The organism is Nostoc sp. JL23 (genome assembly GCF_017115065.1).
Classification (GTDB): domain Bacteria; phylum Cyanobacteriota; class Cyanobacteriia; order Cyanobacteriales; family Nostocaceae; genus Nostoc; species Nostoc punctiforme_A.
The window spans coordinates 182,857-209,072 of the sequence record NZ_JABXKN010000036.1; the positions used below are offsets into that span (position 1 = coordinate 182,857).

Genomic DNA, 26,216 nt, shown 5'->3' on the forward strand with positions numbered 1-26,216 from the left:
GTTACTGATTTGGGAACAATAAATTGAGAAATCACCAGGGTTCAGCAGTATGGTCAGCACTTTTGTCAGTATTCCCAGATACTACATAACTAAGGAAATCTACAATGGTTCTAGAACCATAGTTTATCAGGGGTATCGAGAAACTGACTCATTACCTGTCGTGATTAAACTGCTAAAAAATTCATATCCTAGTTTCAGCGAACTGTTGCAGTTTCGCAATCAGTACACAATTGCCAAAAATCTTAACTCATCTGCGATCGTCCAAACTTACAGTCTGGAGGCGTATCAAAATGGTTATGCGTTGGTAATGGAAGATTTTGGTGGGATTTCTCTCAAAGATTATTTTGCTTCTTACCAGACGCTAGATATGGTGTCTTTACAAGAGTTTTTACTTTTAGCGATCGCTCTGTGTAATGCATTAGATATTCTAATTTCTCATCGGATTATTCACAAAGATATTAAACCCGCCAATGTTTTAATTAATCCAGAAACTAAACAAGTTAAGTTAATTGACTTTAGTATTGCATCTCTGCTGCCACGGGAAACTCAAATCCTGATGAGTCAGAATGTGTTAGAAGGAACACTCGGCTATTTGTCTCCAGAGCAAACGGGACGGATGAATCGGGGAATTGATTACCGTACTGATTTTTATTCTTTAGGTGTAACTTTTTACGAATTACTAACAGGGGAATTACCATTTCAATCGCACGATCCGATGGAATTGGTACATTGTCACATTGCCAAACTTCCACCAATTTTAGGGGGACAGATACCTCAAGTTCTGTGTGACATCGTGATGAGACTGATGGCTAAAAATGCTGAAGACCGCTATCAGAGTGCATTCGGGCTAAAATATGATTTAGAAAATTGTTTAGCTCAACTGAAGTCAACGGGTAAAATTGCGACTTTCCCAATTGCTCAACGGGATGTGTGCGATCGCTTTATTATCCCAGAAAAACTCTATGGTCGTGAGCATGAAGTTGAAACTCTGCTCAAAGCTTTTGACCGCGTTACCAACAATCAGACAGAATTAATGCTGGTGGCTGGTTTTTCTGGTATTGGTAAAACAGCAGTTGTTAACGAAGTTCACAAACCCATTGTCCAGCAGCGGGGCTACTTCATTAAAGGCAAATTTGACCAATTTAATCGGAATATTCCCTTCTTTGCTTTTGTGCAGGCGTTTCGAGATTTAATGAGGCAATTGCTAAGTGAAAGCGATGTCCATTTGTCAACTTGGAAAAATAAAATTTTACAAGTGCTGGGGGATCAGGGGCAAGTCATTCTTGAGGTAATTCCCGAACTAGAACAAATTATTGGTCAACAACCAACTGCAACGGAACTTTCAGCAAATGCAGCCCAGAATCGGTTTAATTTGTTATTACAAAGATTTATTCAAGTATTCACTACTAAAGAACATCCCCTAGTCATTTTTTTAGATGACATACAGTGGGCAGATTCTGCATCGATGAAGTTGATCCAGCTACTAATGAATGAGTCAAACTCAGGATATTTATTATTAATTGGAGCTTATCGGGATAATGAAGTTTCTGCTGCCCATCCATTAATGTTGACATTAGATGAAATTGCCAAAGCTAATGCTACTATTAACAAAATTACATTAGCACCGCTGAGTGAAGCCAGTTTAAATCAACTGGTTGCCGATACTCTAAGCTGTTCGTTAGAAACTACAAAAATATTAACCCAATTAATATATCAGAAAACTCAGGGCAATCCATTTTTTAGTACGCAATTTTTCAAAGCCCTCCATCAAGACCAGCTAATTAAATTTGATGTAAATAGCGGTAGCTGGCAGTGTGATATTGCCCAGATGAAGGCGTTAGCCCTAACAGATGATGTGGTTGATTTTATGGTGTTGCAGTTGCGGAAATTACCAGAATCAACGCAGAATGTTTTGAAATTAGCAGCTTGTATTGGTAATCAATTTGATTTGGCGACATTGGCAATTGTTTGTGAAGATTCTGAAACCGAAACCGCAACATCTCTTTGGAAAGGATTACAAGAGGGATTAATTTTGCCCCAAAGTGAAGTTTATAAATTTTATGTTGGGCGGGAAACACAAGATTTAATCCAAAGTTCGCTAACTGTAAACTATAAATTTTTACACGATCGCATTCAACAAGCAGCTTATGCGTTGATCCCAGAGTCAAAAAAGCAATCCATCCATCTGCAAATTGGCCAACTGCTATTAAGCAAAATCCCGATTAAAAAGCAGGAGGAGAGAATTTTTGAGATTGTTAATCAGTTAAATATTGGTGTAAAGCTAATCACTCAACAGTCTGAGCGAGATCAATTGGCAGAGTTAAATTTGCTGGCTGGACAAAAAGCTAAACTATCCACTGCTTATACGAATGCAATAGAATATATCAGTTGCGGTATTCAACTCTTAAGAACCGATAGCTGGCAACAACAGTATTCACTCACATTAGCATTGTATGAAGAAGGTGCTTCGGCAGCCTATCTTATGGGTCAGTTTGACCAAGTAGAAGAGTTTGTTGAGCAAGTGCAACAACATGCTAACGTCTTAATAGATCGGGTAAAATCCATTGAAATTCAAATCCAATCTTATTTAGCTCAGAGTCGTTTTGATGATTCGATTCGGACTGCGATCGCACTGCTAAATTCTTTAGGCATTAAACTATCTGCTCAAGCGAATAAAATACAAACATTACTCAATCTAGCCCAAACTAAATTACGATTTGTAGGTAAATCTCCTTTAAGTTTGATTGATTTACCTAATATGGCGGGGGACAAACAACTAGCAGCAATCCGAATTTTGGCTAGTACGAATTCAACAGCTTATATTGCTCGTCCAGATTTACTGCCACCAATAATCTTGAGCGAAGTCAATTTATCGATGCAGTACGGCAATGCTGCCGCATCTGCATTTGGTTATGCCTGGTATGGATTGATAGAGTGTGGCATTCTGGGAAATATTGAGACAGGTTATAAATTTGGTCAATTAGCATTACAAGTTCTCGAAAAATTTCATAGCAAGGAATTCAAAACTAGAACTTTCTTCATTGTTCAAACATTTATCAATCACTGGCATCAACCCCTTAAAAACACAATTGCACCGTTAATCGAAGCCTATCAAGTGGGTTTAGAAACTGGAGATATTGAATATGCAGCTTGGGCTAGCTATAGCTGTAGCTTTCATGGATACTTTATGGGGCAGGAATTGGTTGAGTTAGAAAAACAGATGGGTGACTATGCTGAAGTTTACAGCCATTTTAGACAAGACAAGCCCCAGACATATATTAATTCATTTCGCCAAGCCATCTTGAATTTGTTGGGATCTACTAATCCCAGTTACTTATCGGGTGCTGTTTATGATGCCCAAACTATTCGCCAATTACAAGAACAAGCAGGCGATCGCACTGGATTGTGCTTTAGCTATGCTAATGAACTGATACTTTGCTACCTATTTGAAAATTATACCAGAGCATCTGAGGCAGCAATTCAAGCAATAACTTATTTAGATGGGGTAACATCGGCAGCAGTTGTACCAATAGTTTATTTTTATCAGGCGCTAACCCAACTAATTCTCTATCCAACAGCAACGGCTAACCAGCAAAAACAAATTCTTAAACAAGTCACATCTCATCAGAAAAAGCTGAAAAAATGGGCACATCATGCCCCAATGAATCATCAACACAAATTTTATTTAGTCGAAGCAGAACGGCAGCGAATTTTGCTGCAAAAAAACAAAGCAATGGAACTGTACGATCGCGCCATAACTCTAGCTAAAGAAAATGCATATATCCAAGAAGAAGCCTTGAGTAATGAGCTAGCGGCCAAGTTTTACCTCGACTGGGACAAAGAAAAAATCGCCCAAGTTTATATGCAAGAAGCTTATTACTGCTATGCTCGTTGGGGCGCTAAAGCTAAAACTGAAGACTTAGAAAAATGCTATCCTCAACTGCTTATTCCCATCTTACAAGGGCAACTTAATAACTTTAAACTAAGTTCAACTGTCGATATATCATCATTCCCAAATCAAACCATCCAGACAAAACTTTCTAGTAGCAGTATTTCTGAATCCCTCGATTTGTCCACGATATTGAAAGCCTCACAAGCTCTCTCCAGTGAAATTCAATTAGAGCAATTACTGACTAAACTTTTGCAAGTGGTGATGCAAAATGCCGGGGCACAAAAAGCTGCATTACTTGTACTCCAAGAGGATAACTTAGTGATTGAAGCTGTAGCCACTATTAATGAAGGAGTCACCCTACTATCTGTACCATTGTCAACCAGCGAAGATATTCCCATTACACTCGTTAACTTTGTCAAACGCAGCTTAAAAACTGTTGTTTTGGATAATGCAACAGCACAAACTGATTTTATCGCCGACCCATATTTCATGCAGCAACAACCTAAGAGTGTCTTGTGTACGCCAATATTAAACCAGGGGAAAATCATCGGGCTACTATATCTAGAAAATCCACTGACAATTGCTGCATTTACTCGCGATCGCACCGAAGTTATCCAACTGCTATGCGCTCAAGCCGCCATCTCTCTAGAAAATGCCCGCCTTTATCAAGGATACCAGAATTATGCTCATCAACTAGAGCGATCGCTACAAGAACTTGAGCAAGCCCAACTACAAATGGTGCAAAACGAAAAAATGGCAACCTTGGGCAATTTGGTTGCAGGTGTGGCACATGAAATTAATAATCCCATTGGATTTCTTGAAGGTAGCCTCCACAATGCCGAAGAGTATACTCAAGACTTACTCGCCCATATCCAAGTATTTAAACAACATCATCCCACTCCTGCGATCGGAGTCATTGAGCATGGCGAAGAAATTGACCTAGAATTCTTGATTGAAGATTTACCAAAGCTAGTAAGTTCGATGAAGGTTGCTTCCCAAAAGATTAAAGATATTAGTACCAGTCTTCGCACCTTCTCCAGAGCCGATACAGCCGAAAAAGTTGCTTGTAACCTCCATGAAGGAATTGAGAGTACCTTGTTAATTTTGAAGTATCGCCTCAAAGCTAATGAAAAACGTCCAGCAATTGAAGTCATCACCGAATATGGAAAATTACCACCTGTTAAGTGCTTTTTAGGACAGCTAAATCAAGTATTTATGAATATCCTCGCAAATGCAATTGATGCCTTAGATGCATCCATTGAGGGGCGTTCTTTTGCCGAAGTGCAAACCGATCATCAGCAAATACTGATTCAAACTGAAGTATCTAGTGACGAACAAACAGTAATAATTCGGATGAAAGATAACGGTCAGGGGATGGCAGAGGAGATTAGAACGCGGATCTTCGATCGCTTGTTTACAACCAAAGAGGTTGGCAAAGGAACAGGATTAGGATTAGCCATCGCTCGTCAAATTGTTGAGGAAACCCATGATGGAAGTTTGATTTGCAATTCTGTACTTGGTGAAGGAACAGAATTTGTCATTGAGATTCCAGTATTTTAAGGTGTCGCGGAAGTCCCCTAAGAGTTTTTAACCTGCCTTCGCATCTTAAGCTTCCGTAGCCGCGATTTCCAATTGCCGAGGCAAGTAATAAATTAGACTTTTCAAATAACCTCTAATAGCAAGAATTAGTTTAGAGGGTGTTTGAAAAGTGTTTAGCTGTTACCTTAGGCACTTTTAGATCCCCCCTAACCCATGCCAGTCGCTCCACTTGGGGAGACCCCTTGGCGCTAGCCTCTCCCTTTGGGAGAAGACCGCGCTGGCTCCCCTTTTTAAGGCTACGGTGTAGGGTGAATTGCTTGATGAGTGCGATCGCTGTACTCTAGATGTTAGTAATAGCAAAATATTTATCCACCTACTGCTTAGGCTCAGGAGAAAAAATGAGAGAACGCATAGGCCAGCCCAAAAAAGCTACCACTGCTTCCTTCTCAATACCTGCACTCAAACAACCAACACGTGGTTTTGGTTCAGAGTCCTCTGGTGCTTCATCACAAGCAACAAATGAGGTGCGATCGCGAAATTTACCTTTAATGTACGACATCAGTCGAATGTCACTGCGTCCACAAACAAAACTCACGGTTAACCAGCCAGGAGATATTTACGAGCAGGAAGCTGATAGAGTAGCACAGCAAGTGATGCAGACGATGAGCGAGCCTGTAAGTAAACAGTCTGTGCAACGGGAAGCATTGCCAGAGGAAGAAGAAGAATTACAAATGAAATCTCTGGCAGATACCAATATTTCACTACAACGGGAAGCATTACCAGAGGAAGAAGAAGAATTACAAATGAAATCTCTGGCGGATACCAATATTCCGCTGCAACGGGAAGCACTACCAGAGGAAGAAGAAGAATTACAAATGAAATCTCTGGCAGATACCAATATTTCACTACAACGTCAGGGTGGTGGGGTTGCAGCCACATCTGACTTGGAAACTTCAATCCAACAACAACGGGGAAGTGGACAGCCACTCTCAGACGATATCCGCCAACCAATGGAGCAAGCTTTTGGGACTGACTTTAGCAATGTCAAAATCCACACAGATAGCCGCTCTGACCAACTCAACCAATCTATCCAAGCTCGTGCCTTCACTACAGGACAGGATATATTCTTTCGTCAAGGAGAATATGCTCCAGAGAGTCATGGAGGAAAAGAATTACTTGCCCATGAGTTAACTCACGTTGTCCAACAAAATGGTAGTGCGCTTGGGCGTAAATTGCTTCCTGACCAGGGGATAAAAAAAAACAAAATCCAAGCCAAAGCCCTTCTGGGTATCAACCACTAATCCAGCGTAACCCTTTTAAAAAGGTTAAAAAATTCTTTTCCAAAGACAGTGGCGATATAGATAACGGTGGCGAGCAAATAGAACAAATAGAGGTGAACGGGGAGGACTGGAAAAAATACATGGAGTTAGATATCTTGACGATGCAGCCTAGCGATATCATAACGGACAGGCAATTTGGGCATAATTTATATATAAATATCAGATGGTACAACAAATCGCAGAAAAGATTACGCCTTTTGACACCGCCACCATTGGAATATTTTGAGGAAATAACAAAGATCACGACAGACAACGGTGGCAATAGAACTACAGAAATAGAATCGCTGGATCAGTACGCAAACAGGCCAAATTCTAATACTTTCCGTAGCTATGCACTCGCAACTCAGGGCATGATTATAGATCCAGGTAAGTCGCTCACCGCAAGATTTCTTGATCCGCCGCAGATCACAATCACACAAGAGTATAAATCCCGCACAGTTAAGTTCAAAATCGGGTTACAGGGGTCGCAACAGTGGCTAACTGGTGTGCAGCGACTAACGTGCGAGAATAACAAGATCATAGAGCATGAGTTTATCCCAACAAGACTCAGGGCTGGCTAAGAACCACGGCATAGTTAGTTTTATATAACAATAGCTTTGCCAAAATAAGAGCCTAGAAAAATTTTGGCAAAACTGGCAAAATTACCCATAGATAAGCGTTTCGTTTAAAAGATAGTTTGTCATTTCAAACCCTTATACTGCGGTCAATACGTAAAAAAAAACCTTGTGGTCAACCTTAAAGGAATTTTAGAACTTATTGTTTTTGCCAAACCTCAGAGAATAGCGAGTTAATAGTGAAAGCGTCATCAACTCACCCTCGTAAATTGGCGAAGGTATTGATATAAACTATTAATTATCTTGCAAAAGTCCCATCAGAAATTAAAGACTCTTGAATAATGACTAATAACGCTTAAGAAGCCGATCGCTGCTGGTTAATTTGCAGTGGAATATTTTCTCGCACTAGTTGCCAAAAGTGTTTGATGGGAGGAATTTGCAGACGGTCTTGAGTTGTCACCATAACGACCCGACGAATCAAACTCGAACCATCTGCTAAACCACTAGTATTGTTACTGGCCAAGGAACGAATCGCCAGGGTAGGGTCAAGACGAGCTTCTAGTAATGCTGATTGAGGTAGCAAAGCTATCAGTTCTCCTTGGCGCACGACTCCCCGAAAGGCATCTAAGGTATTTACTTCTAAAGCCGCCTGGAGTTTCGCTTCCATACGCTCAAATCTATCTTGTATTAAGCGCTGCATCCCATAACCATCTTTAAAAACCACTTGGGGATAACGAATTAGCTCCGACCAAGGGATGAATTCATATTGTGCCAGGGGATGATTCGCTGCGGTTAAAACTTCTATAGGTTCATCATAAAGCACTTCTACCACCATTTCTCTACTAGTGGTTAAGAAGCGATTATTCATCACAATTGCTAAATCCACCAATCCATCTTTGAGGACTTTGAGAGCGCGATCGCTTCCTAATGAAGTCACTCGCAATTGCACTTCTGGATAATCATGACAAAATTTTTGCAACACTGGTGGTAAGTAAGATCCACATAGGGAGTGAATCACGGCAATGCAAAGTTCTGGTTGCTTTCCGGCAATTAAATCGGCTAATTCTTCTGTAGCAGTCTGCCACTCTTGACAAATTTTGCGGACGCGGGGTAACAAACGTTCACCTCCTAGCGTCAGTTTGGCATGAGTGCTTCTGTGAAACAGTTCTATCCCCAAATCTGCTTCTAATGCTTGAATTTGGCGACTAATCGTCGATTGGGTAACACCGGATGTTCGCGCTGCTTGTTGAAAGCTGCCGGTTTGGGCGATCGCTAGAAAGGCTTGCAACTGCTCTAGGCGCATTTTTATGTAGCCTGAATTACATTTATCAGTTTTATTAAGTTAACGGATTTTTATCCACAATTTAGTAGAGTTTGTTACTTTTGAATTGTTAAATAGCGATTCCTAAGACAAGGTTTTACAGAACCTCAAGCAAATAGCCGTACACTTGCGGATACGGCTGCGATTGTGTCAAATTTGTAAGAAGTGCAGAGGGCACAAACAAAGGCTATACCCTCCTAAAGTAAGTGTAGTGAATATCTATCTGGAGCCAGAACCTTTTACTTCATCGGGATCTCTATAAGCCCGCACTTTTTCCCGATTACGAGCCAGTCCTGCTAAACCAGCTAGACCAAGCAAACCTAGCCAACCGAAATTGAAACCGCGATCGCTAGTTCTTTCGGAGGCTACGACACCTGTATTTCTGTTAGTACCTGTGGCATCAGTGCCAGTACCTGTGGTATCAGTGCCAGTGCCTGTAGTTCCAGTACCAGTGCCTGTAGTTCCAGTACCTGTGGTATCAGTGCCTGTTGTACCAGTACCTGTGGCATCCGAGCCTGTTGTTCCAGTACCTGTAGTTCCACTGCCCGTTGTACCACTGCCTGTGGTTCCAGCGCCTGTAGTTCCAGTGCCCGTTGTGCCACTGCCTGTACCAGTGCCAGTACCTAGACCACTACCCGTTGTGCCACTGCCTGTACCTGTAGTTCCAGTGCCCGTTGTGCCACTGCCTGTACCAGTGCCAGTACCTAGACCACTACCCGTTGTGCCACTGCCTGTACCTGTAGTTCCAGTGCCCGTTGTGCCACTGCCTGTACCTGTACCAGTACCTAGACCACTACCCGTTGTGCCAGTACCTGTAGTTCCAGTGCCCGTTGTTCCACTACCCGTTGTGCCACTGCCAGTACCTGTAGTTCCAGTACCTGTAGTTCCAGCACCTGTACCACTACCTGTAGTTCCAGTACCTGAGCTAGAGCCTCCACTGGCGCCACCACTGCCGGAGCCACCACTGCCGGAGCCTCCACTGCCGGAGCCTCCACTCTGGGCAAAGACTGAAGGAGGTAAGGACACAGAAGCGAAACTGATTGCAAAGACAGTAGCTAAAACAGCTTTAGATAAATTCAAAGGCTTCATACTTATGGTTCCTGTTATGTTCTTAGATTTCTGTGGGTGATTGATTTTAAAACCGATATTGTCTACTCAATCCACTGCTAGATAAGTAAATGTTTACAAGAGTTGAGGAGTCTTTCGCCTAGCTTTTTTGGAAAAGTTGAAAGCATTTGAATATCTCACAGCAACTTACTATTGGAACTTACTATTGGTCAGATATAGCAAAACAATTCACAATCAGTAATTACTAATTTAGGATTAGAAAACCACGATAAAATTGCTTTTTCACACTAGCTAGATAATGAATAACAATATTTATTATTAAAATAAAATATTATATTCACTTCTATCCGATTTTTAATTACTTATTGTGAATTATTTTGTAACTGCTACACAGCATAGCTGCTAGTTTTTCGTCTGACTTCTACCATAAGAGTAAAACCATTTATATCGCAGGAATTAATTTGGCATTTTCGTCTATGAGTGTGAAAAAATGCAACCTTTTAGAGCTTGTAATTAAATGAACCTCTTGAAGACGTGAGGCGTAGCTTGCTTTTCCAATAGAAAGGGTCTACTACAAACTTTTAATTATTTACACCAACCTACTTAAAAACTACAAGCGATCGCTAAGTTAAGTAAGATTGTTTCCCTCAATAAATATAATTACTTTGTTGACATTAGCTTTTAGTTATTTGGATATAAAGGAACTAGAGATTATAAGCAGCCCGACCTGCCAACGGTTGAGGCTCTATTAAGAATACTTCACAATCTTATTTCACCTGAGAGCTTATAACTTCATACTCCAGGTGTGTCTTGCTTTAGACTTAAGGAATACTTTTATTGTCAGTTATAGCGGTTCTCGGTTCAGTAGGTACTGAACCCCACCCTACACGATTAAAAGTTGACACTGAAATTTACCATTCAGCTAAAGCGATCGCTATTCCTTGTTTTAAATCTGGTGTGATTGCGTCATTATTCGCTAACTGCTGCAATTGTTGATATGTGGTTTCCCTATTCAGATTTTTCAGTGCTGCGATCGCATGTAGTCTCACCGATGCATTAGAATCGCCTAACAGCGAAATCAATGGTTCAATTGCCTGCATTTGGCCTAACTGTCCTAAAGACAAGGCGATCGTACTTTTGATACTGGCAATCTCTGTCGCTGGATGGTGCAATCGCAGTATTTGCAGTAAGATTTCGGCGGCTGGCGTAGTTAACTGCGGTTCTTGGACTCGTCCCAAAACTGTGACAATTTCTTGCCACACTGTCTCGGAAGTGCTTTGATTCAGTGCTGTTTGCAAATATTCTAAACTTGATAACGTCCCCATCCAACTTAAAGCGCGGATGGTTTCTAATTGCAGTGTTATCTGTATCTGGGGTGAAATCAGCAAATCAAATAAATATTTGGCAGCGTCATCACTACCAATTCGAGAAAGGGTAACTGCGGCTGCACAACAAACATCAAGGTTAAAGTCGTAAAGTTTGGGTTGCAGTCTCGTTATTAAATCTAATGCTTGATCTAAATCGGGGCGAAAACCTAAACCAAGCACTGCTGCACGCCTTACTGTGGCGGCTGTATCATCCAAAGCTTTTAACAATACTGGCGGTACGCGTTCATCATGAAAACTGCTGAGGGCTTCAATTGCGGCGGCGCGGATTGCTGGTTGTGGATCTTGCACTACACTTAACAGCGGTGTAATGGTTTCTGGCTGCCGAATACAACAAAGCGATCGCACTGCTAACAATCGTGTATTTTCATTTAATAGAAGTTCAGTTAGTGAAGCAATAGCAACAGTACCCATTTGTCCCAATGCTGTCGCTGCGATCGCTTTGAGTTCTTCATCCTCATCATTTTTCAGCAGTTCAACTATTGACGCGATGACTTCTGGGTGTTTAAATTCACCCAAAGTTCTTGCTGCATACCACCGCAATTCTTCTTCTGCATCTTCATCTTCTAATATTTCAATGAGAGGTGGGATGGCAATATTACCAAAGTGAATCAACACTTTAGTAATTTCCCAGCGTTGCTGAAAATCCCCCATCTCTAAGATTGAAAGTGTTAATTTCAGGAGATATTCTCGATTTTTAACTATCTCTGGATCTTCCCAGTCTGCACCTAAAATTAACTGTTGTAAATATTGAATTAGTGATGACCAATCAGCAGCATTATGTGCTGCCTCGGCTTGTACCAAAAGCTGGTTGATGTTACTCACAATATCTTGCTTTAATTATCATTTTCTGCCCCCTAAGAGTGCTGAGTGGGGAATCTCACTTCTTTACTCAGGACTGGGAACTCGCTCAACGCCCCGGTATCACTAACGGAAAAGAGGAACTATTTTGTCTCCTGCCTCCATTAGCTTGGTTTGACTACAACAGAATTACCTTCAATTTTGGCGGCATAAGTTTTCAGTGGATCTGTCGCTGGGCCTTTTTGCACTTTACCATCAGCTCCATATTCTGAACCATGACAGGGACAAGCGAATTTTTTGGCATCAGCTTTCCATGCTACAGTGCAACCTGCGTGAGTACAGGTAGGGTTAACAGCAGTTATTCCGGCTTTAGATGTGCCGACTACCAGCACAGGCCCAGCAGGTGAGTCTTTCGCCAGCAATTGACCTGTTTTATCTAATTCTGCCGATGTCCCTACTGTTTGCCAATCTTTAGATACCGGAGTTGTTTGAGAAGAACAAGCTGCGATCGCTACAGGTAGAGAACTCGCAATCAAACCTAAACCTACCCAATTAATAAAGTCACGACGTTTCATAGCTGCTGAAATAATATCTAAGTTTTAGCTAACATCTGCCACTCAATTTTGGATTTTAGATTTGAGATTAATCTATGGCGATCCAAAATTGCTTCAGTCATCTCAAATACCGTTGATTGAGGGTTTTACATGGTTCATTGGTGACTCTAATGTAAAAAATGCATACTATTCATGCGTTTTTTGGAAATTTTCCCAAAAAACGTAACATTTTATACGATTTTAACAAAAATCTCATCTTAAGTTATGAGTATCGAAATTGTTACATGAACATTATCTAAACCTGCTTGACAAATTCCCAAGATGTAAATGGCCACAAGTTTCCTTTAACTAACCACGGATTTGAAGTTTCGCGTAGGAATGTTCTTGAGTAAAATAATCAGCCGTAGTTAAATATTAAGTTTTTATTCCCTAGCCCTCGTAGATACAGCACCTGATGTAACTACGGATTGATTGGTATTGGGAAATTACGACCACAGTTCCCGATCATATCAGTAATTTGCAACGAGATTCAGCCTCATGACAGACACAGCAACTACCACTAGCCTTAATAAGTTCGAGAAATTAAAAGCAGAAAAAGATGGACTTGCCATCAAGAGTGAGATAGAGGAATTTGCCGCCTTGGGTTGGGAGGCGATGAACGAAACAGATCGCGATCATCGACTCAAATGGGTAGGCGTGTTTTTTCGCCCAGTTACCCCAGGCAAGTTTATGATGCGGTTGCGGATGCCTAACGGTATTCTTACCAGCAGCCAGATGCGTGTTTTGGCCCAAGTAGTGCAGCGTTACGGTGATGATGGTTGCGCTGATATTACTACCAGACAAAATATTCAATTACGGGGGATCAGAATTGAAGATTTACCAGATATCTTTAATAGATTTCACGCAGTTGGTTTAACCACTGTGCAGTCAGGGATGGATAACGTCCGCAATATTACAGGCGATCCTGTGGCGGGGTTAGATGCAGATGAGTTGTACGACACGCGAGAGTTGGTACAGCAAATTCAAGATATGCTCACCAATAAAGGGGAAGGAAACCCAGAATTTAGCAACTTACCACGGAAGTTTAATATTGCGATCGCAAGTGGACGAGACAATTCGGTTCATGCTGAAATTAACGATTTAGCTTTTGTGCCAGCATTTAAGGAAGGGACTGGGGACAGGGAATTGGGGACTGGGCAAGAATTTTCCCAATCACCAATATTCGGGTTTAACGTCCTCGTCGGTGGATTTTTCTCGGCTAAACGCTGTGAGGCGGCGATTCCTCTGAATGCTTGGGTGGCTCCAGAAGATGTGGTAGCTGTATGTAGAGCGGTTTTGGAAGTATTTCGAGACCATGGCCCGCGTGCTAATCGGCAAAAATCGCGCTTGATGTGGCTAATCGATGAATGGGGTTTAGATAAGTTTCGAGCAGAAGTTGAAAGCCGTTTGGGTAAATCATTATTACCCGCAGCAGCAAAAGACGAGATCGACTGGGAAAAACGCGACCACATCGGGGTATATAAACAAAAACAAGCAGGATTAAATTACGCAGGCTTAAACATTCCTGTCGGTCGGTTGTATGCCGAAGATATGTTTGAAATTGCCCGTATGGCAGAAGTTTACGGCACTGGCGAAATCCGTTTTACAGTTGAGCAAAATATCGTCATTCCCAACATTGGTGAGTCGCGGTTAGCAACATTTTTAACAGAGCCTTTATTGGAAAGATTTTCTATTGATCCAGGTTTGCTGACGCGATCGCTAGTATCTTGCACAGGCGCACAATTTTGCAACTTTGCCCTCATCGAAACCAAAAACCGCGCCCTGGCAATGATTAAAGCTTTAGAAGAAGATTTAACCTTCACCAAACCAGTGCGAATTCACTGGACAGGTTGCCCCAACTCCTGCGGACAACCCCAAGTTGCAGACATCGGCTTGATGGGAACTAAAATTCGCAAAAATGGCAAAACCTTGGAAGGTGTTGACATATATATGGGCGGCAAAGTTGGTAAAGATGCCCATTTGGGAACTTGCACCATCAAAGGCATACCCTGCGAAGACTTACAGCCATTATTGCAAGATTTACTAATCAAAAACTTCGGGGCGAAACTCAAGCAAGAAGCCTTACTAGTTGGTAACTGCTAGTACTTATCGGGGGCATTGGGCAAAACTCATACTTCAAACTTTAAGGCTTAACCTTCAAACTTTAAGGCTTAACCTTCAACCTTTAAGACTTAACCTTCAAACTTTAAGACTTAACCCTCGACCTTTAAGACTTAACCTTCAAACTTTAAGACTTAACCCTCGACCTTTAAGACTTAACCTTCAAACTTTAAGACTTAACCCTCGACCTTTAAGACTTAACCTTCAAACTTTAAGACTTAACCCTCGACCTTAAAGGCTTAACCTTCAACCTTTAAGGCTCATCTTCGGCTACCTCTTCACCGTATTTTATTCAATTAGAAAGATTGGAATGCTTAAAAACTTATTTTCATTTAGCGATCGCTACCGAATCTTACATCAGACTTGGTTTGCTTTTTTTCTCACCTTTGTTTGTTGGTTTAACTTTGCCCCCTTCGCTACAACCATTGGCAGAGAACTACATTTAGCACCAGAGCAAATCAAAACTTTAGGCATCTGTAACCTCGCCCTGACAATTCCCGCACGGCTAATTATTGGGATGCTTCTGGATCGTTTTGGCCCCAGAATCACCTACTCAATGCTGCTAATGTTTGCGGTTGTTCCTTGTTTGGCGACGGCGCTAGCGCAAGACTTTAATCAACTAGTCATCAGTCGCTTGTTGATGGGGATTGTCGGCTCTGGGTTTGTTGTGGGTATCCGCATGGTAGCCGAATGGTTCGAGCCGAAAGAGATGGGAATTGCTCAAGGTATTTATGGCGGTTGGGGCAACTTTGGGGCTTTTGGCGCAGAATTTGCCTTGCCGATACTTGCAGTTTCTACGAGCTTTTTCGCTGGTGGTGCTTCTAACTGGCGGTTTGCGATCGCACTTACAGGGATCATTACAGCCATCTACGGCGTGATTTATTATAACAACGTCCAAGATACGCCCACAGGTAAAGTCTACAAGAAACCTAAGAAAAATGGTTCTCTAGAAGTGACCAGTATTAAAAGCTTCTGGGCAATGATTGTCTCGAATTTTGGTTTGATTTTTGCTCTAGGTTTATTAGCTTGGCGCTTAGAACAAAAGAATATTCACTTCCTAACTTTGAGCCAAATGTATCTGACTTGGTTGCTATTAGCAGGATTATTTGCTTACCAAAGTTACAAAGCTTGGCAGGTAAACCGAGAACTTCTAATTGGCAAGAAAACTTATGCTCCATCTGAACGTTTCCAATTTGGTCAAGTAGCTTTACTAGAATTCACTTACATAACTAGTTTTGGTAGCGAACTGGCAGCCGTTTCCATGCTTCCGGCATTCTTTGAAAAAACCTTTGCTTTAGAGCATGTTATCGCTGGGATGATTGCCGCTACCTATCCGTTCTTAAACTTGATTTCTCGTCCCAGTGGTGGCTTAATTTCTGATAAATTTAACTCCCGGAAGTGGACAATGACAATTATCAGTGCTGGCATTGGTGTTAGTTATTTGATGGCACATTTTATTAGTAGTAGCTGGCCGATTCCGGTAGCGATCGCAGTGACAATGTTTGCCGCCTACTTTGCCCAAGCTGGCTGCGGTGCAACTTACAGCATCGTCCCCCTAATTAAAAAAGAAGCCACTGGACAAATCGCCGGTAACGTCGGAGCTTACGGTAATTTTGGCGGCGTAGTTTACCTGACAATTTTCAGCTTAACCGACGCTCCCACATTATTTTCCACAATGGGTATAGCTGCACTAGTCTGCGCTTTTATGTGTGCCTTCTTCCTCAAAGAACCAAAAGGTTCCTTTGCAGCTACATTTGAAGGTGAATTACCAGAAACTGCAACGAAAAACCCTATCTTCTTAACTGAAGAATAATTAACTATCAAATCTCAATTAGGTAACTTTACACTTCATCCTTCCATAGCAATCCTAATTCCTGAAAATCTCCTTTTTTTCTCTCTGCACTCTCTGCGTCTCTGCGGTTCGTTAAAAAAATTATAAAAAAACGAACCGCCAAGAACGCAAAGGAATAAGAGTTTCAAAGAGTTTTTGCGTAACACACAAATTTCTCAAACTTTCGCTATATCTGAGGTTGCAGAAATCAAAATAACAAGTACAACTGCCATGAGTGAATTTACCAAAACTCTCTGTCCCTACTGTGGTGTTGGCTGTGGACTAGAAGTTTCACCTCCAGCCCAACTTGGCAAAGCAACTAATCGAGATAGCCAAGGAAATCCAACTTGGCGAGTGCGGGGAGACAAAACCCATCCATCCAGTCAGGGGATGGTTTGCGTCAAAGGCGCAACGATCGCAGAATCTTTAGATAAAAATAGATTACATTACCCAATGGTGCGAGACTCCTTAGATCAAGAGTTTCGCCGCGTTGGTTGGGATGAAGCTTTTAATCTCATCACCAAACGCATTCAAACTGTACGCTTCACCCAAGGGCCAGAAGCCTTATGTATGTATGGTTCCGGTCAGTTTCAAACTGAGGATTATTACATCGCCCAGAAACTCATGAAAGGCTGTCTGGGTACTAATAATTTTGATGCCAACTCTCGCTTATGTATGTCTAGTGCTGTGGCTGGCTACATTCAAAGCTTTGGCTCAGATGGGCCTCCATGCTGTTACGATGACTTGGAATTAACCGACTGTGCATTTTTAATTGGTACTAATACGGCTGAATGTCATCCCATCGTTTTCAATCGGCTAGAAAAATATCACAAAAAGAACCGCAAAGTCAAAATGATAGTGGTCGATCCCCGGCGCACACCAACCGCAGAAGCCGCTGATTTGCATTTAGCCATTCGTCCCGGTACAGATATCGACTTAATGAACGGCATCGCCCACTTGTTGATGCGCTGGAACTACATTGATACGATGTTCATGGACGACTGCACCATCAACTTTCCGGCTTATGCTGAGGTAATTCGCCATTATCCGCCAGAAGTGGTAGCTCGTCAATGTGGAATCAGCATTGAAGATTTAGAAACAGCAGCTCGCTACTGGGGTAAATCTGAGCGAGTATTATCTTTGTGGTCAATGGGTGTGAATCAATCCTCAGAAGGAACGGCTAAGGTTAGAACGATTATTAACCTGCACTTGATGACTGGACAAGTTGGCAAACCTGGGGCTGGCCCTTTTTCCCTCACTGGTCAGCCGAACGCGATGGGAGGACGGGAAGCCGGAGGTTTGGCGCATTTATTACCAGGTTATCGAACGGTGAAAAATCCTCAGCACCGCACAGAAGTTGAGGAGTTTTGGGGACTCAAACCAGGACAAATTTCACCCAATCCCGGTTTAACTGCTTGGGATATGATTACTGGCTTGGAAAATGGCGCTGTAGAGTTACTGTGGATTGCGGCTACCAACCCAGCTGTAAGTATGCCAGATTTAGAGCGGACTAAAAAAGCGTTGTTGCGATCGCCTTTCACTATTTACCAAGACGCTTATTATCCCACAGAAACCTCTGCCTACGCTCACGTTCTATTACCAGCAGCCCAATGGGGTGAAAAAACTGGCGTGATGACAAATTCTGAACGCGTGGTAACTCTGTGTTCAGGATTTCGCCAACCGCTAAGAGAAGCTAAAGCAGATTGGGAAATTTTTGCCGAAGTTGGACGTAGACTAGGTTTTGAGAAAGAATTTGCCTTTGCTAACTCTGCTGAAGTTTACGCTGAGTTTGTCAAACTAACTAAAAATCGCCCCTGTGAGATGACAGGTATTAGCCACGCGCAATTACAAGCAGAAGGCCCAACTCAATGGCCTCATCCAGACGAAAGTAGAGACGCGATTAATCGCGTCTCTAACAAACGCCTTTACACCAATCTCCGCTTCCACACCCCTGATGGACGCGCTCGATTTGGGGCATATTACTCCAAGGGATTGGCAGAACCACCAGACCCAGATTATCCTTTTGTACTAACTAATGGACGACTTTACGGACACTGGCATACGCAGACACGCACTGGTCGAATTGAAAAAATTTGCAAAATGCATCCCGAACCGTTTATCGAAATTCATCCCCGTGATGCTGCTCGGCTAGGTATTATCGATAACATGGATGTAGAAGTGCGATCGCGTCGGGGTAAAGCCAAGTTTCCTGCTAAAGTAACAAAAGCGATCGCACCTGGTACAGTTTTTGTCCCCATGCACTGGGGTTCGCTATGGGCAGATAATGCCGAAGCCAATGCCCTCACCCATCCAGAATCTTGCCCTGATTCGCTGCAACCAGAATTAAAAGCCTGTGCTGTGCAGTTGATACCAATTTCGGTAGAAGTTCCCATCAAAAATCATCAACTCCAGTCCTCACAATGGTAAGCTGCAAAGTGTAGCTCGAAAGTGGTAATTTATAATCACTAATAAGTAATTTCGTCAATAATCAATAGTCAATAGTTATTATCATTTTTTATAACTCTCTAATGTTGGCTGTTACCAATTACTATATCTAAGGGGTCACAATCTCTTGTAACAAGAGGTTTGACAAACGGAAATGGTAAGTTTTTTGATATGTCTAAGAGTTGCAAAACTGAATTACGAATTACGAATTACTTTAATCCTCTAGATTTATCTATAGGATTTTCTTTTATTTTAGAATCGGGTGCAGCAGATGAAAAAACTAGTGAGGCGAATTCTAGGAGCTACCAAAGATGAGAACTTCATGCACATCATTGAAAACATAGAAGTGCTAGTTTCTAAAGTTCTATCTATTTTTATGGTGATCGTAATTTTGGTAGCGATCGCAGATTTAGGAGTCTTTATTTTTAAAGAATTATTTACAATACCCTATGGGAAGTTTAACACAACCCTGTATAAGGTTTTCGGTTTATTTTTAAATATTTTAATTGCTTTAGAAATTTTAGAAAATATTACAGCCTATTTACGAAGACACGTTTTTCAAGTTGAATTAGTTATTGTCACTTCTTTGATTGCTGTTGCCAGAAAAATTATTATTCTTGACTTAGAAAAAATTGGAGGTCTTGATATAATTGGTTTAGGTGTAGCTATTCTTGCCTTATCAATTAGTTATTTGATAATTCGTCTCAGTAATTCCAAAGATGCAAGTTAATTAAAGGGGACATTTTCAATCCGGTGAGGTACAGGTATGCAAATAGACCTAACCCCCTAACCCCCAAATCGTCGTGGGAAGGGGGAACAATTCAAAGCCTCTCTCCTTTTAGGAGCTACGGTGTACACACATCTTGGTAATGAAGCCCGAATCCTGGATTTACCCCCCTTAATCCCCCCTTGCAAAGGGGGGAAATATCCGGTTCTCCCCCTTTGCAAGGGGGAGTTAGAGGGGGTGAAAAAGACTTGTGTGTACACCGTAGCCTTTTAGGAGAGAGGTTTGGAGAGAGGTCAAAATTCGACTTCACGCTTGTCGAGAACCGCTATAATCAGCTAATTTTAAATACTTTCTTATGACAGATTTTTTTCAATTTGAAGCAGACTTTGTTGATTCTCTGCGCTGCATCCCCATGCAGGTGCGTTGTAAATTAGATATCTGTGGCATCAAGCTAAAATTGCCTGACTGGAATCAAATGACGACAGATGAACGGCAAGCTTTAGTCGAATTACCTTGCACTACAGAAACGGAAATTCAGTCTTACCGCGAGCATATCGAGCAATTAATCATACAACGCACAGGTGTACCAGCTACAAAATTGCCCATCGAGCCTCATCCTGCATGGCTAGACTCTGCCACTGTACCAGCTAGCCTTCAGGAAAAAGCTCAAGAAATAGGTGTAACCTTGACACAGCAAAATTGGTCAGCTTTAACACCTTTACAGCGTTTTGCTTTGATTAAACTCAGCCAGCCAGGACATGAAAACAAAAACTTTAAAAGAGCGATCGCAGAATTTCATCTGCTTTAATTAGACAATAGTCGTTAACAGAAAAAATCTGTAGGGTGCATTACACTTTGTTAACTTGCCGCTCTCAAATGATACATTACAACACTAGCTGTGTTGTAATGTATCAAAAATTCATGTAGATGCTAACGAATAAAATAGCTGACTCTAAATTAATATTTACTTTATATAGCGTTTCCTAATAAGAGTGGGGTTAAACATACCTCACCCGGATAAAGCTGTGCTTTATCTCTCCTCTTTGTGAGTTCCCACAAGGGTTTCAATATGTACTTCATGCACCGGGGAACCGCTATAAATAACTATTGAATAGAAAGATGAGGGTAACAAATTATATGGCTGCAAAAAAACTTTTGATGCTCGTTGGCGACTATGTAGAAGACTATGAAGTGATGGTTCCTTTCCAGGCATTACAAATGGTGGGACACACTGTCGACGCAGTTTGCCCCGACAAAAAAGCTGGCGATAAGGTACGGACAGCAGTTCATGACTTTGAAGGAGATCAGACTTACAGCGAAAAACCCGGACACAATTTTACTTTAAATGCAACGTTTGCAGAAGTAGAAGCCACAAACTACGATGCCTTAATCATTCCTGGAGGACGCGCACCAGAATATATCCGCCTCAATCAGCAGGTACTAGAAATAACCCGTCACTTTGCCCAAGCGAATAAACCGATTGCTGCCATCTGCCACGGCTTGCAGGTATTAGCTGCTGCTGATGTACTGCAAGGCAAAAGATGTACTGGCTATCCTGCTTGTAGCCCAGATATCAAGAGTGCTGGAGGAATCTATGTTAATATCCCTGTTGATCGGGCAATAGTTGATGGTAACTTGGTGACAGCACCAGCTTGGCCTGCTCACCCACATTGGCTAGCAGAATTCCTCAAAGTACTTGGAACTAAGATTGAACACCCAGAACTGACTACAGTTGTTTGAGACAAGATACCGGAAATATTTTGGTTCATTTCATAACAGTTTCTTCCCCTACTCCCTACTCTAAAAGAGCTTTGGCAAAAACAACTGACAACAGACGACTGAAAATTATATATTTTTGAAATGGAACTAAATGCAGTAAAAAATACTATTTTTTAATAAATTGCAGTAGCTTTAATTTGCAGCTACGATGTCAAAAGTACAGCATCGAGACAATCTGATTTATCCGCGTAACAAGCCAGTTTTAGGACAAACTCTCAGCAGATGGAATACTTCTTTACATGAGGTGAAACAATTTGAAATTTTGCATCAATAATTTTAAATTTCTTAGCAGTAAGTGAAGCTATAGTGGATTTAGCAATGCTGCTGCTAATGTGGCTAAGGTTAGTCCTGCTGCCAAATTATGTGAAGAATTAGTTTAGAAAAGCACTCTAACTCGATGACAGGCAAAAACGCAAGACATAATGCATTTCTGCGGCTAGTGTCTGGTAATGGGGCAGCTTTGGGAGCAGAATCTCGCTACTCGCTGCCCCCCAGTAAAGAGATGGTAATTGGACGCGACCCCAGCTGCCAAGTTGTCTTGGATGCCATGATGTACCGAATGGTATCTCGTCGTCATGCAGTGGTTCGTCCCCTCTCTCTATCCCCAGATAGCAAATTTAGCTGGGTGCTTTGTGACTTGAATAGTGCTAATGGCACTTATTTGAATGGACAACGCTTATATGAATGTCAGGAATTGCACCCAGGCGATCGCATTTCTCTAGGTGCTGATGGGCCGCAATACATTTTTGAATACGAGTATACCTCACTGACTCCGGCGACGACAGTAAACCAAGTTACACCACTGCCTTCGGCGACGAACTACCACAACCACACGCAATTAAAGCAGCCAGATTCTGTTAGCTTCACCCAGCTTTTTCCGATTATTTCCACTGGTAAAGATTTAACTAGTAAAGCTTACCTTGTACCGGGAATACTGACCGTAATTTTTGTGGTGCTGATGTTCGCTACAGTTGGTCGGCCCCAAGCTAATCAAGTGATCGTAGCAAGTTATATTGCTTTTGCTGCCTACTATTTTGTTTACCAACTTTGCGGGAAACAGAAGCCTTGGTGGGTGCTAATGGCTACGTCATTGGGTACAATCCTGATTTTGCTCAGTCCGCTGTTGGATCTATTTATTTTCGTATTTCGCGGCATCCTGCCTGGAAGCTTGCCCACACCCCAAGAATCTATCACCTTCACAGAGTTGCTGGTGCGGATGTTTTTTGGCGCTGGGTTGATGGAAGAATTACTCAAAGCATTACCTGTATTAGGGGCTTTTGCCATCGGTAGAATGTTGTCTTCACCTTGGCGAGAACGCATCGGTATTTGGGAACCTCTAGATGGTATTCTCCTGGGAACGGCTTCTGCTGTCGGGTTCACTCTCTTGGAAACCCTCGGTCAGTATGTGCCTGATATCACTCAAAATGTCACACAACAGGTGGGTATAGGGGCTGCTGGTCAACTGGCAGGTTTACAACTGCTAATTCCGCGAATTTTAGGCTCTGTAGCCGGACACATGGCTTATAGTGGCTACTTGGGTTATTTTATCGGGTTGGCTGTCCTCAAACCTAGTAGAAGTTGGCAAATTCTGTCTATTGGTTATCTGAGCGCCTCTGCGCTCCACGCTCTCTGGAATGCTACAGGGTCAATCAATGCCTTGCTGTTGGTAGTTGTTGGAGTATTATCTTACGCCTTTTTGATGGCGGCAATTCTCAAGGCACGGGCGCTGTCACCGACGCGATCGCAAAATTTTGCTACCCGATTTCTGGGCCCAAAATAGGAGATGAAATCAATTCAAAATTATAACCTTACAGGCAAGTAAGCTAGCGCAGCGTCTTGTAGATAAGAAAAAGACAGGGGAGATGAGAGAGAACAACCAATGCCCAATGGTTAAATATTTATGTCTTGAGATAGATGGTCTAGTTTGAGAATTAGCGTACTGTTACTTTAGTGTAGGTAAATTGTATCTACAAAAAAAATAAAAATCATTCAACTTTTTGCAAAACTCTTGATTTTCGACTCTATATCCTTGCGTAAGGAAAACCAACATCTTTGCAAAAAACACCTCTGAATCGAGTGAACGCAAAGCGCGGGTTACACGAACACAACGCATAATGAAAACTTTTGCTACTCCCTATTTCCTACTCTCCATTCACCATTCATAGTTCTGGCTGAGACTTGTTAAGTTCAGTAAAAGCATAAGAAGCGATCGCTAAACTAACCTTTGCTTTCTCTACTTCTGATAAAGCTGTCCACTGGCTATTTTGAAGATTACTGAGTGCAGATGCCGGATTTTGCGATTCGCTACTTCGCATAGCGTAAGCAAAAGGACGAGCCAGAACGATCAGGTCTTCTGTTCCCCAAGTTGGTAGTACTGTCTGAACGCACTCAACCAGTTGCTCGCTGATTAATTGGCGAGCAGCAAACATCTCAGCCGCTTTGCTGGCGATGGTATTAAGCAATATTTGGGGGATACAGGCAGAAAAATTTGTACGCAATTTTTCTTGAAGGTTAAGCACTACTGCCTGTTGTAAGTTATGATTGTGGTCAGGTGTAGGAGTAATACTAGTCCAAAGTGTATCTAGATGTCCGTAAAAATCTTGTGATCGCCTCATTAATTCTTCATCAAGCAAATCTTCCATTCCGAACTGTTGTTCTAGTTCTTGAAAATAAGCTTCTGATTCCTGATCACCTGGATTCCAGGGATAGTTAGCATCCTCTGGTTCTAGTAACGCTTCTAAGAACTCTAAATCTACTTGAGATGGCAAAGATGAGGAAGTATCTGAGCCGTTAATTTTGTGAGCCATATTTTCTTTCCTCATGATTATTTGGTGGTCATGATTATTTGGTGGTATTGACAGCTACAAGTTCTAAGAGGAGATTTCCGCAAAAATTGTTGATTTTTTCTCCAAAAAAAACAGATTTTAAAAGCTAATGCTAAAGGCTCAAATTCATTTATGCAATAGCTCCGCTAGGAGTCTTCAATCACAAACTCCCAGGTTTCCCCTCTAGCACTTCCAAACTTTAGCTGCATTCCCGATTTCAAAGGGACTTCCTCTCGGAGGATTTGTTGCCAACCATTAGGACCTAAAAACCAGGTTGTCCCGTAGGTGGAAAAATCTTGCAAGTAATAAGTTCGCATTAGTGTAGCATCTGTAAGAGTGTTGCGGCAGAAGATTTCGGCGTGGCGTTTGGATACAGATGGTTCGGGGATGACAATATCATTATCTTTCGTGCGGCCGATGCGGGTAACTCCATAACGCAGTAACCAAGTTTTACCTTTTGGAGTGAGCGATCGCAAACTTGCAGTCGGAAGCGAGGAACCGACATCAGGAATGGCTGTATCTGGAAGTTCGGTAATACCTTCATCCAGATTCTTAATCAGTTCGCCATTAAAATCTGGATGCAGGTAGAGAACAGGCAAAGTCCAAGCAGGTTGATTAAATTTATACAGTGTTAACAACTCTTGCCTAGCCTGTGCTACGGCTTCATCAATTGGCTTGTGCGATCGCAAAGCTTCGGTAAAGGCTTGAATAAAACTGTGGCTTTCATGGTCAGCGATTTCATCGCGCATCCCCAAAACCGCAGGCACACCATGACGAATCAATACTTCTGCTAAACTACTGGCAGGGATAGCTTGATGATTGCTCGCAGCTGGTTGTGCGCCCCAACAGGCGTTAAAAACCGCTAATTTCACACCTGTACGGGTCAATACTTGCGCCAATTCTATCCCATTGAGGGGCATATCTGCTCGCAAAAACAGTAACCCTCCGTCTGGGTCTGGCAAACCATGTCCAGCATAAAAGAAAACATTGTATTCTTTGGTTTCTAATTCATCAATCAACTGTTGTGGAGTTGGTTGAATGAGTTGATTCACTACACAAGGTGCATATCTTTGGGAGTTACCAGGCGTATCTGCAAGAGCTTGCTGTAAGATAGCGCCTTCTTGTTCTAGTTGCAGCTTGTCATCATGACCTAAAACCAGCAAAATACTTAAAGCTTGGTCAGTTCGCAAATGCGGTAAAGCGTCAACTTCTGTGGTGGTGCGACTAAATAACAAATCTTGCGAGAGAGACATCGCCGATTGACCTGGCTCACGCTGCATAATTTCCCAAGGGAAAGCGATCAGATCCGGGTCGCGAATTTCTAGTCGAAAGCGCAAACGTGTATGCTGTCCCATCGCAATCCCGCGACTGCGTTCTAGACTACCAAGAATTTGCCCGTCGAATACCCAACGCCATAAATTCATTCCCAAGTATTGCATCAGACGACTGCTGTAGGGACCAGTAGGTTGACCTGAAGGGGATGAAATCCAATCTATGGGGAATGGGTTGCTCTTTTGAGATGTTGAGTTTGGGGAAATATCTAGGCGACCATGACCAGCAAACATCTGCTGCCATTCTTGCCACACTTGGGTAAGTTCAACAGGCCATACACAGTCATGTAAAACGTAGCCACTGGGATAGGGAGCCTTGACCACCCAAATGGCGAAGTTGTCAGTGCCAGTGTTTAGGAGACGGGCGATCGCCAAATTCAGGGATGGCATGGATTCATTAAATTAAAAGTTAAAAAAAATAATTTCAAGAGAAGAAGAAAACAGATACGCCAGAATTCAGAATTCAGAATAAATGAGTAGGGATTTAAACCCGACATTAATTGTGTTGCACCAAATTAGAAATACGGTAGGGGTTTTGAACTTGGATATTCATCCACCAGTAGTACATAATTCATTCTGTTAGCGGTAGCAGGGCGTTTAGCCCATTCTGACTCCTGACTCCTAAATTCTGTTTTGATAACAATTCTCCAGGGTGAAAATTTTC

17 protein-coding genes are annotated in these 26,216 nt (G+C 42.1%); 11 read left to right on the forward strand and 6 right to left on the reverse strand.

Features of this window, described 5'->3' with window-relative positions:
* The first annotated feature begins 49 nt into the window (after window positions 1-49).
* The 3 genes from HWQ42_RS07165 (at window position 50) to HWQ42_RS07175 (ending at window position 7,331) form a co-directional block, all read left to right on the forward strand.
* Complete coding sequence (locus tag HWQ42_RS07165) at window positions 50-5,452, forward strand: ATP-binding sensor histidine kinase (protein ID WP_292810544.1); 5,403 nt, start codon at window positions 50-52, stop codon at window positions 5,450-5,452.
* 377 nt (window positions 5,453-5,829) lie between these two features.
* Window positions 5,830-6,732 (forward strand): DUF4157 domain-containing protein, encoded by a 903-nt coding sequence (locus tag HWQ42_RS07170; protein ID WP_292810546.1) that lies wholly within the window; start codon window positions 5,830-5,832, stop codon window positions 6,730-6,732.
* Between the two features lie 119 nt (window positions 6,733-6,851).
* Complete coding sequence (locus HWQ42_RS07175; RefSeq protein WP_292810548.1) at window positions 6,852-7,331, forward strand: hypothetical protein; 480 nt, start codon at window positions 6,852-6,854, stop codon at window positions 7,329-7,331.
* Between the two features lie 349 nt (window positions 7,332-7,680).
* On the opposite strand, the gene HWQ42_RS07180 is transcribed toward HWQ42_RS07175, so the two are convergent.
* From HWQ42_RS07180 to HWQ42_RS07195, 4 genes are all read right to left on the reverse strand, one after another.
* Window positions 7,681-8,628: a LysR family transcriptional regulator gene (locus HWQ42_RS07180; protein ID WP_292810550.1), complete on the reverse strand. Its 948-nt coding sequence runs from the start codon at window positions 8,626-8,628 to the stop codon at window positions 7,681-7,683.
* 237 nt (window positions 8,629-8,865) lie between these two features.
* A complete protein-coding gene (locus tag HWQ42_RS07185) occupies window positions 8,866-9,735 on the reverse strand; it encodes a WGxxGxxG-CTERM domain-containing protein (protein WP_292810552.1) in 870 nt (289 codons plus the stop codon).
* A gap of 890 nt (window positions 9,736-10,625) precedes the next feature.
* Entirely contained in the window at window positions 10,626-11,927 is a 1,302-nt protein-coding gene (locus HWQ42_RS07190; protein WP_292810661.1) for a HEAT repeat domain-containing protein, read from the reverse strand.
* Between the two features lie 137 nt (window positions 11,928-12,064).
* Window positions 12,065-12,475: a ubiquinol-cytochrome c reductase iron-sulfur subunit gene (locus HWQ42_RS07195; protein WP_292810554.1), complete on the reverse strand. Its 411-nt coding sequence runs from the start codon at window positions 12,473-12,475 to the stop codon at window positions 12,065-12,067.
* 516 nt (window positions 12,476-12,991) lie between these two features.
* Here HWQ42_RS07195 and HWQ42_RS07200 point away from each other — a divergent pair.
* From HWQ42_RS07200 to HWQ42_RS07235, 8 genes are all read left to right on the forward strand, one after another.
* Window positions 12,992-14,596: a ferredoxin--nitrite reductase gene (locus HWQ42_RS07200; protein WP_292810556.1), complete on the forward strand. Its 1,605-nt coding sequence runs from the start codon at window positions 12,992-12,994 to the stop codon at window positions 14,594-14,596.
* 328 nt (window positions 14,597-14,924) lie between these two features.
* The gene (locus HWQ42_RS07205; protein WP_292810559.1) at window positions 14,925-16,427 is read left to right on the forward strand and encodes a NarK family nitrate/nitrite MFS transporter; all 1,503 of its coding nucleotides are present in this window, start codon (window positions 14,925-14,927) and stop codon (window positions 16,425-16,427) included.
* A 249-nt stretch (window positions 16,428-16,676) separates the two neighbouring features.
* The gene (locus tag HWQ42_RS07210; RefSeq protein ID WP_292810663.1) at window positions 16,677-18,872 is read left to right on the forward strand and encodes a molybdopterin oxidoreductase family protein; all 2,196 of its coding nucleotides are present in this window, start codon (window positions 16,677-16,679) and stop codon (window positions 18,870-18,872) included.
* Window positions 18,873-19,161: 289 nt separating this feature from the next.
* Complete coding sequence (locus tag HWQ42_RS07215) at window positions 19,162-19,620, forward strand: phosphate-starvation-inducible PsiE family protein (protein WP_292810561.1); 459 nt, start codon at window positions 19,162-19,164, stop codon at window positions 19,618-19,620.
* Between the two features lie 352 nt (window positions 19,621-19,972).
* Complete coding sequence (locus tag HWQ42_RS07220) at window positions 19,973-20,425, forward strand: nitrate reductase associated protein (protein WP_292810563.1); 453 nt, start codon at window positions 19,973-19,975, stop codon at window positions 20,423-20,425.
* 329 nt (window positions 20,426-20,754) lie between these two features.
* On the forward strand, window positions 20,755-21,357 hold the full coding sequence (locus HWQ42_RS07225; RefSeq protein ID WP_292810565.1) for a DJ-1/PfpI family protein: 603 nt from the start codon (window positions 20,755-20,757) through the stop codon (window positions 21,355-21,357).
* Between the two features lie 187 nt (window positions 21,358-21,544).
* Window positions 21,545-21,670, forward strand: coding sequence for a hypothetical protein (locus tag HWQ42_RS07230; protein ID WP_292810567.1), 126 nt, complete (start codon window positions 21,545-21,547; stop codon window positions 21,668-21,670).
* A gap of 123 nt (window positions 21,671-21,793) precedes the next feature.
* The gene (locus HWQ42_RS07235; protein WP_292737458.1) at window positions 21,794-23,176 is read left to right on the forward strand and encodes a PrsW family glutamic-type intramembrane protease; all 1,383 of its coding nucleotides are present in this window, start codon (window positions 21,794-21,796) and stop codon (window positions 23,174-23,176) included.
* A 379-nt stretch (window positions 23,177-23,555) separates the two neighbouring features.
* Here HWQ42_RS07235 and HWQ42_RS07240 read toward each other — a convergent pair whose 3' ends face one another.
* Window positions 23,556-24,203 carry a hypothetical protein gene (locus HWQ42_RS07240; RefSeq protein ID WP_292810569.1) on the reverse strand — a complete coding sequence of 216 codons (648 nt, stop codon included), beginning with the start codon at window positions 24,201-24,203 and terminating at the stop codon, window positions 23,556-23,558.
* Between the two features lie 164 nt (window positions 24,204-24,367).
* Window positions 24,368-25,942, reverse strand: coding sequence for a CHAT domain-containing protein (locus HWQ42_RS07245; protein ID WP_292810571.1), 1,575 nt, complete (start codon window positions 25,940-25,942; stop codon window positions 24,368-24,370).
* Between the last annotated feature and the right edge of the window lie 274 nt (window positions 25,943-26,216).

Excerpts from the sequence above, each read along its gene's own strand:
- HWQ42_RS07245 (WP_292810571.1), bottom strand. The coding sequence starts at position 25,942 with ATGCCATCCCTGAATTTGGCGATCGCCCGTCTCCTAAACACTGGCACT.
- HWQ42_RS07225 (WP_292810565.1), top strand. The coding sequence starts at position 20,755 with ATGGCTGCAAAAAAACTTTTGATGCTCGTTGGCGACTATGTAGAAGAC.
- HWQ42_RS07220 (WP_292810563.1), top strand. The coding sequence starts at position 19,973 with ATGACAGATTTTTTTCAATTTGAAGCAGACTTTGTTGATTCTCTGCGC.
- HWQ42_RS07215 (WP_292810561.1), top strand. The coding sequence starts at position 19,162 with ATGAAAAAACTAGTGAGGCGAATTCTAGGAGCTACCAAAGATGAGAAC.
- HWQ42_RS07185 (WP_292810552.1), bottom strand. The coding sequence starts at position 9,735 with ATGAAGCCTTTGAATTTATCTAAAGCTGTTTTAGCTACTGTCTTTGCA.
- HWQ42_RS07180 (WP_292810550.1), bottom strand. The coding sequence starts at position 8,628 with ATGCGCCTAGAGCAGTTGCAAGCCTTTCTAGCGATCGCCCAAACCGGC.
- HWQ42_RS07175 (WP_292810548.1), top strand. The coding sequence starts at position 6,852 with ATGGAGTTAGATATCTTGACGATGCAGCCTAGCGATATCATAACGGAC.
- HWQ42_RS07170 (WP_292810546.1), top strand. The coding sequence starts at position 5,830 with ATGAGAGAACGCATAGGCCAGCCCAAAAAAGCTACCACTGCTTCCTTC.
- HWQ42_RS07200 (WP_292810556.1), top strand. The coding sequence starts at position 12,992 with ATGACAGACACAGCAACTACCACTAGCCTTAATAAGTTCGAGAAATTA.
- HWQ42_RS07240 (WP_292810569.1), bottom strand. The coding sequence starts at position 24,203 with ATGGCTCACAAAATTAACGGCTCAGATACTTCCTCATCTTTGCCATCT.
- HWQ42_RS07210 (WP_292810663.1), top strand. The coding sequence starts at position 16,677 with ATGAGTGAATTTACCAAAACTCTCTGTCCCTACTGTGGTGTTGGCTGT.
- HWQ42_RS07230 (WP_292810567.1), top strand. The coding sequence starts at position 21,545 with ATGTCAAAAGTACAGCATCGAGACAATCTGATTTATCCGCGTAACAAG.
- HWQ42_RS07205 (WP_292810559.1), top strand. The coding sequence starts at position 14,925 with ATGCTTAAAAACTTATTTTCATTTAGCGATCGCTACCGAATCTTACAT.
- HWQ42_RS07195 (WP_292810554.1), bottom strand. The coding sequence starts at position 12,475 with ATGAAACGTCGTGACTTTATTAATTGGGTAGGTTTAGGTTTGATTGCG.
- HWQ42_RS07165 (WP_292810544.1), top strand. The coding sequence starts at position 50 with ATGGTCAGCACTTTTGTCAGTATTCCCAGATACTACATAACTAAGGAA.
- HWQ42_RS07235 (WP_292737458.1), top strand. The coding sequence starts at position 21,794 with ATGACAGGCAAAAACGCAAGACATAATGCATTTCTGCGGCTAGTGTCT.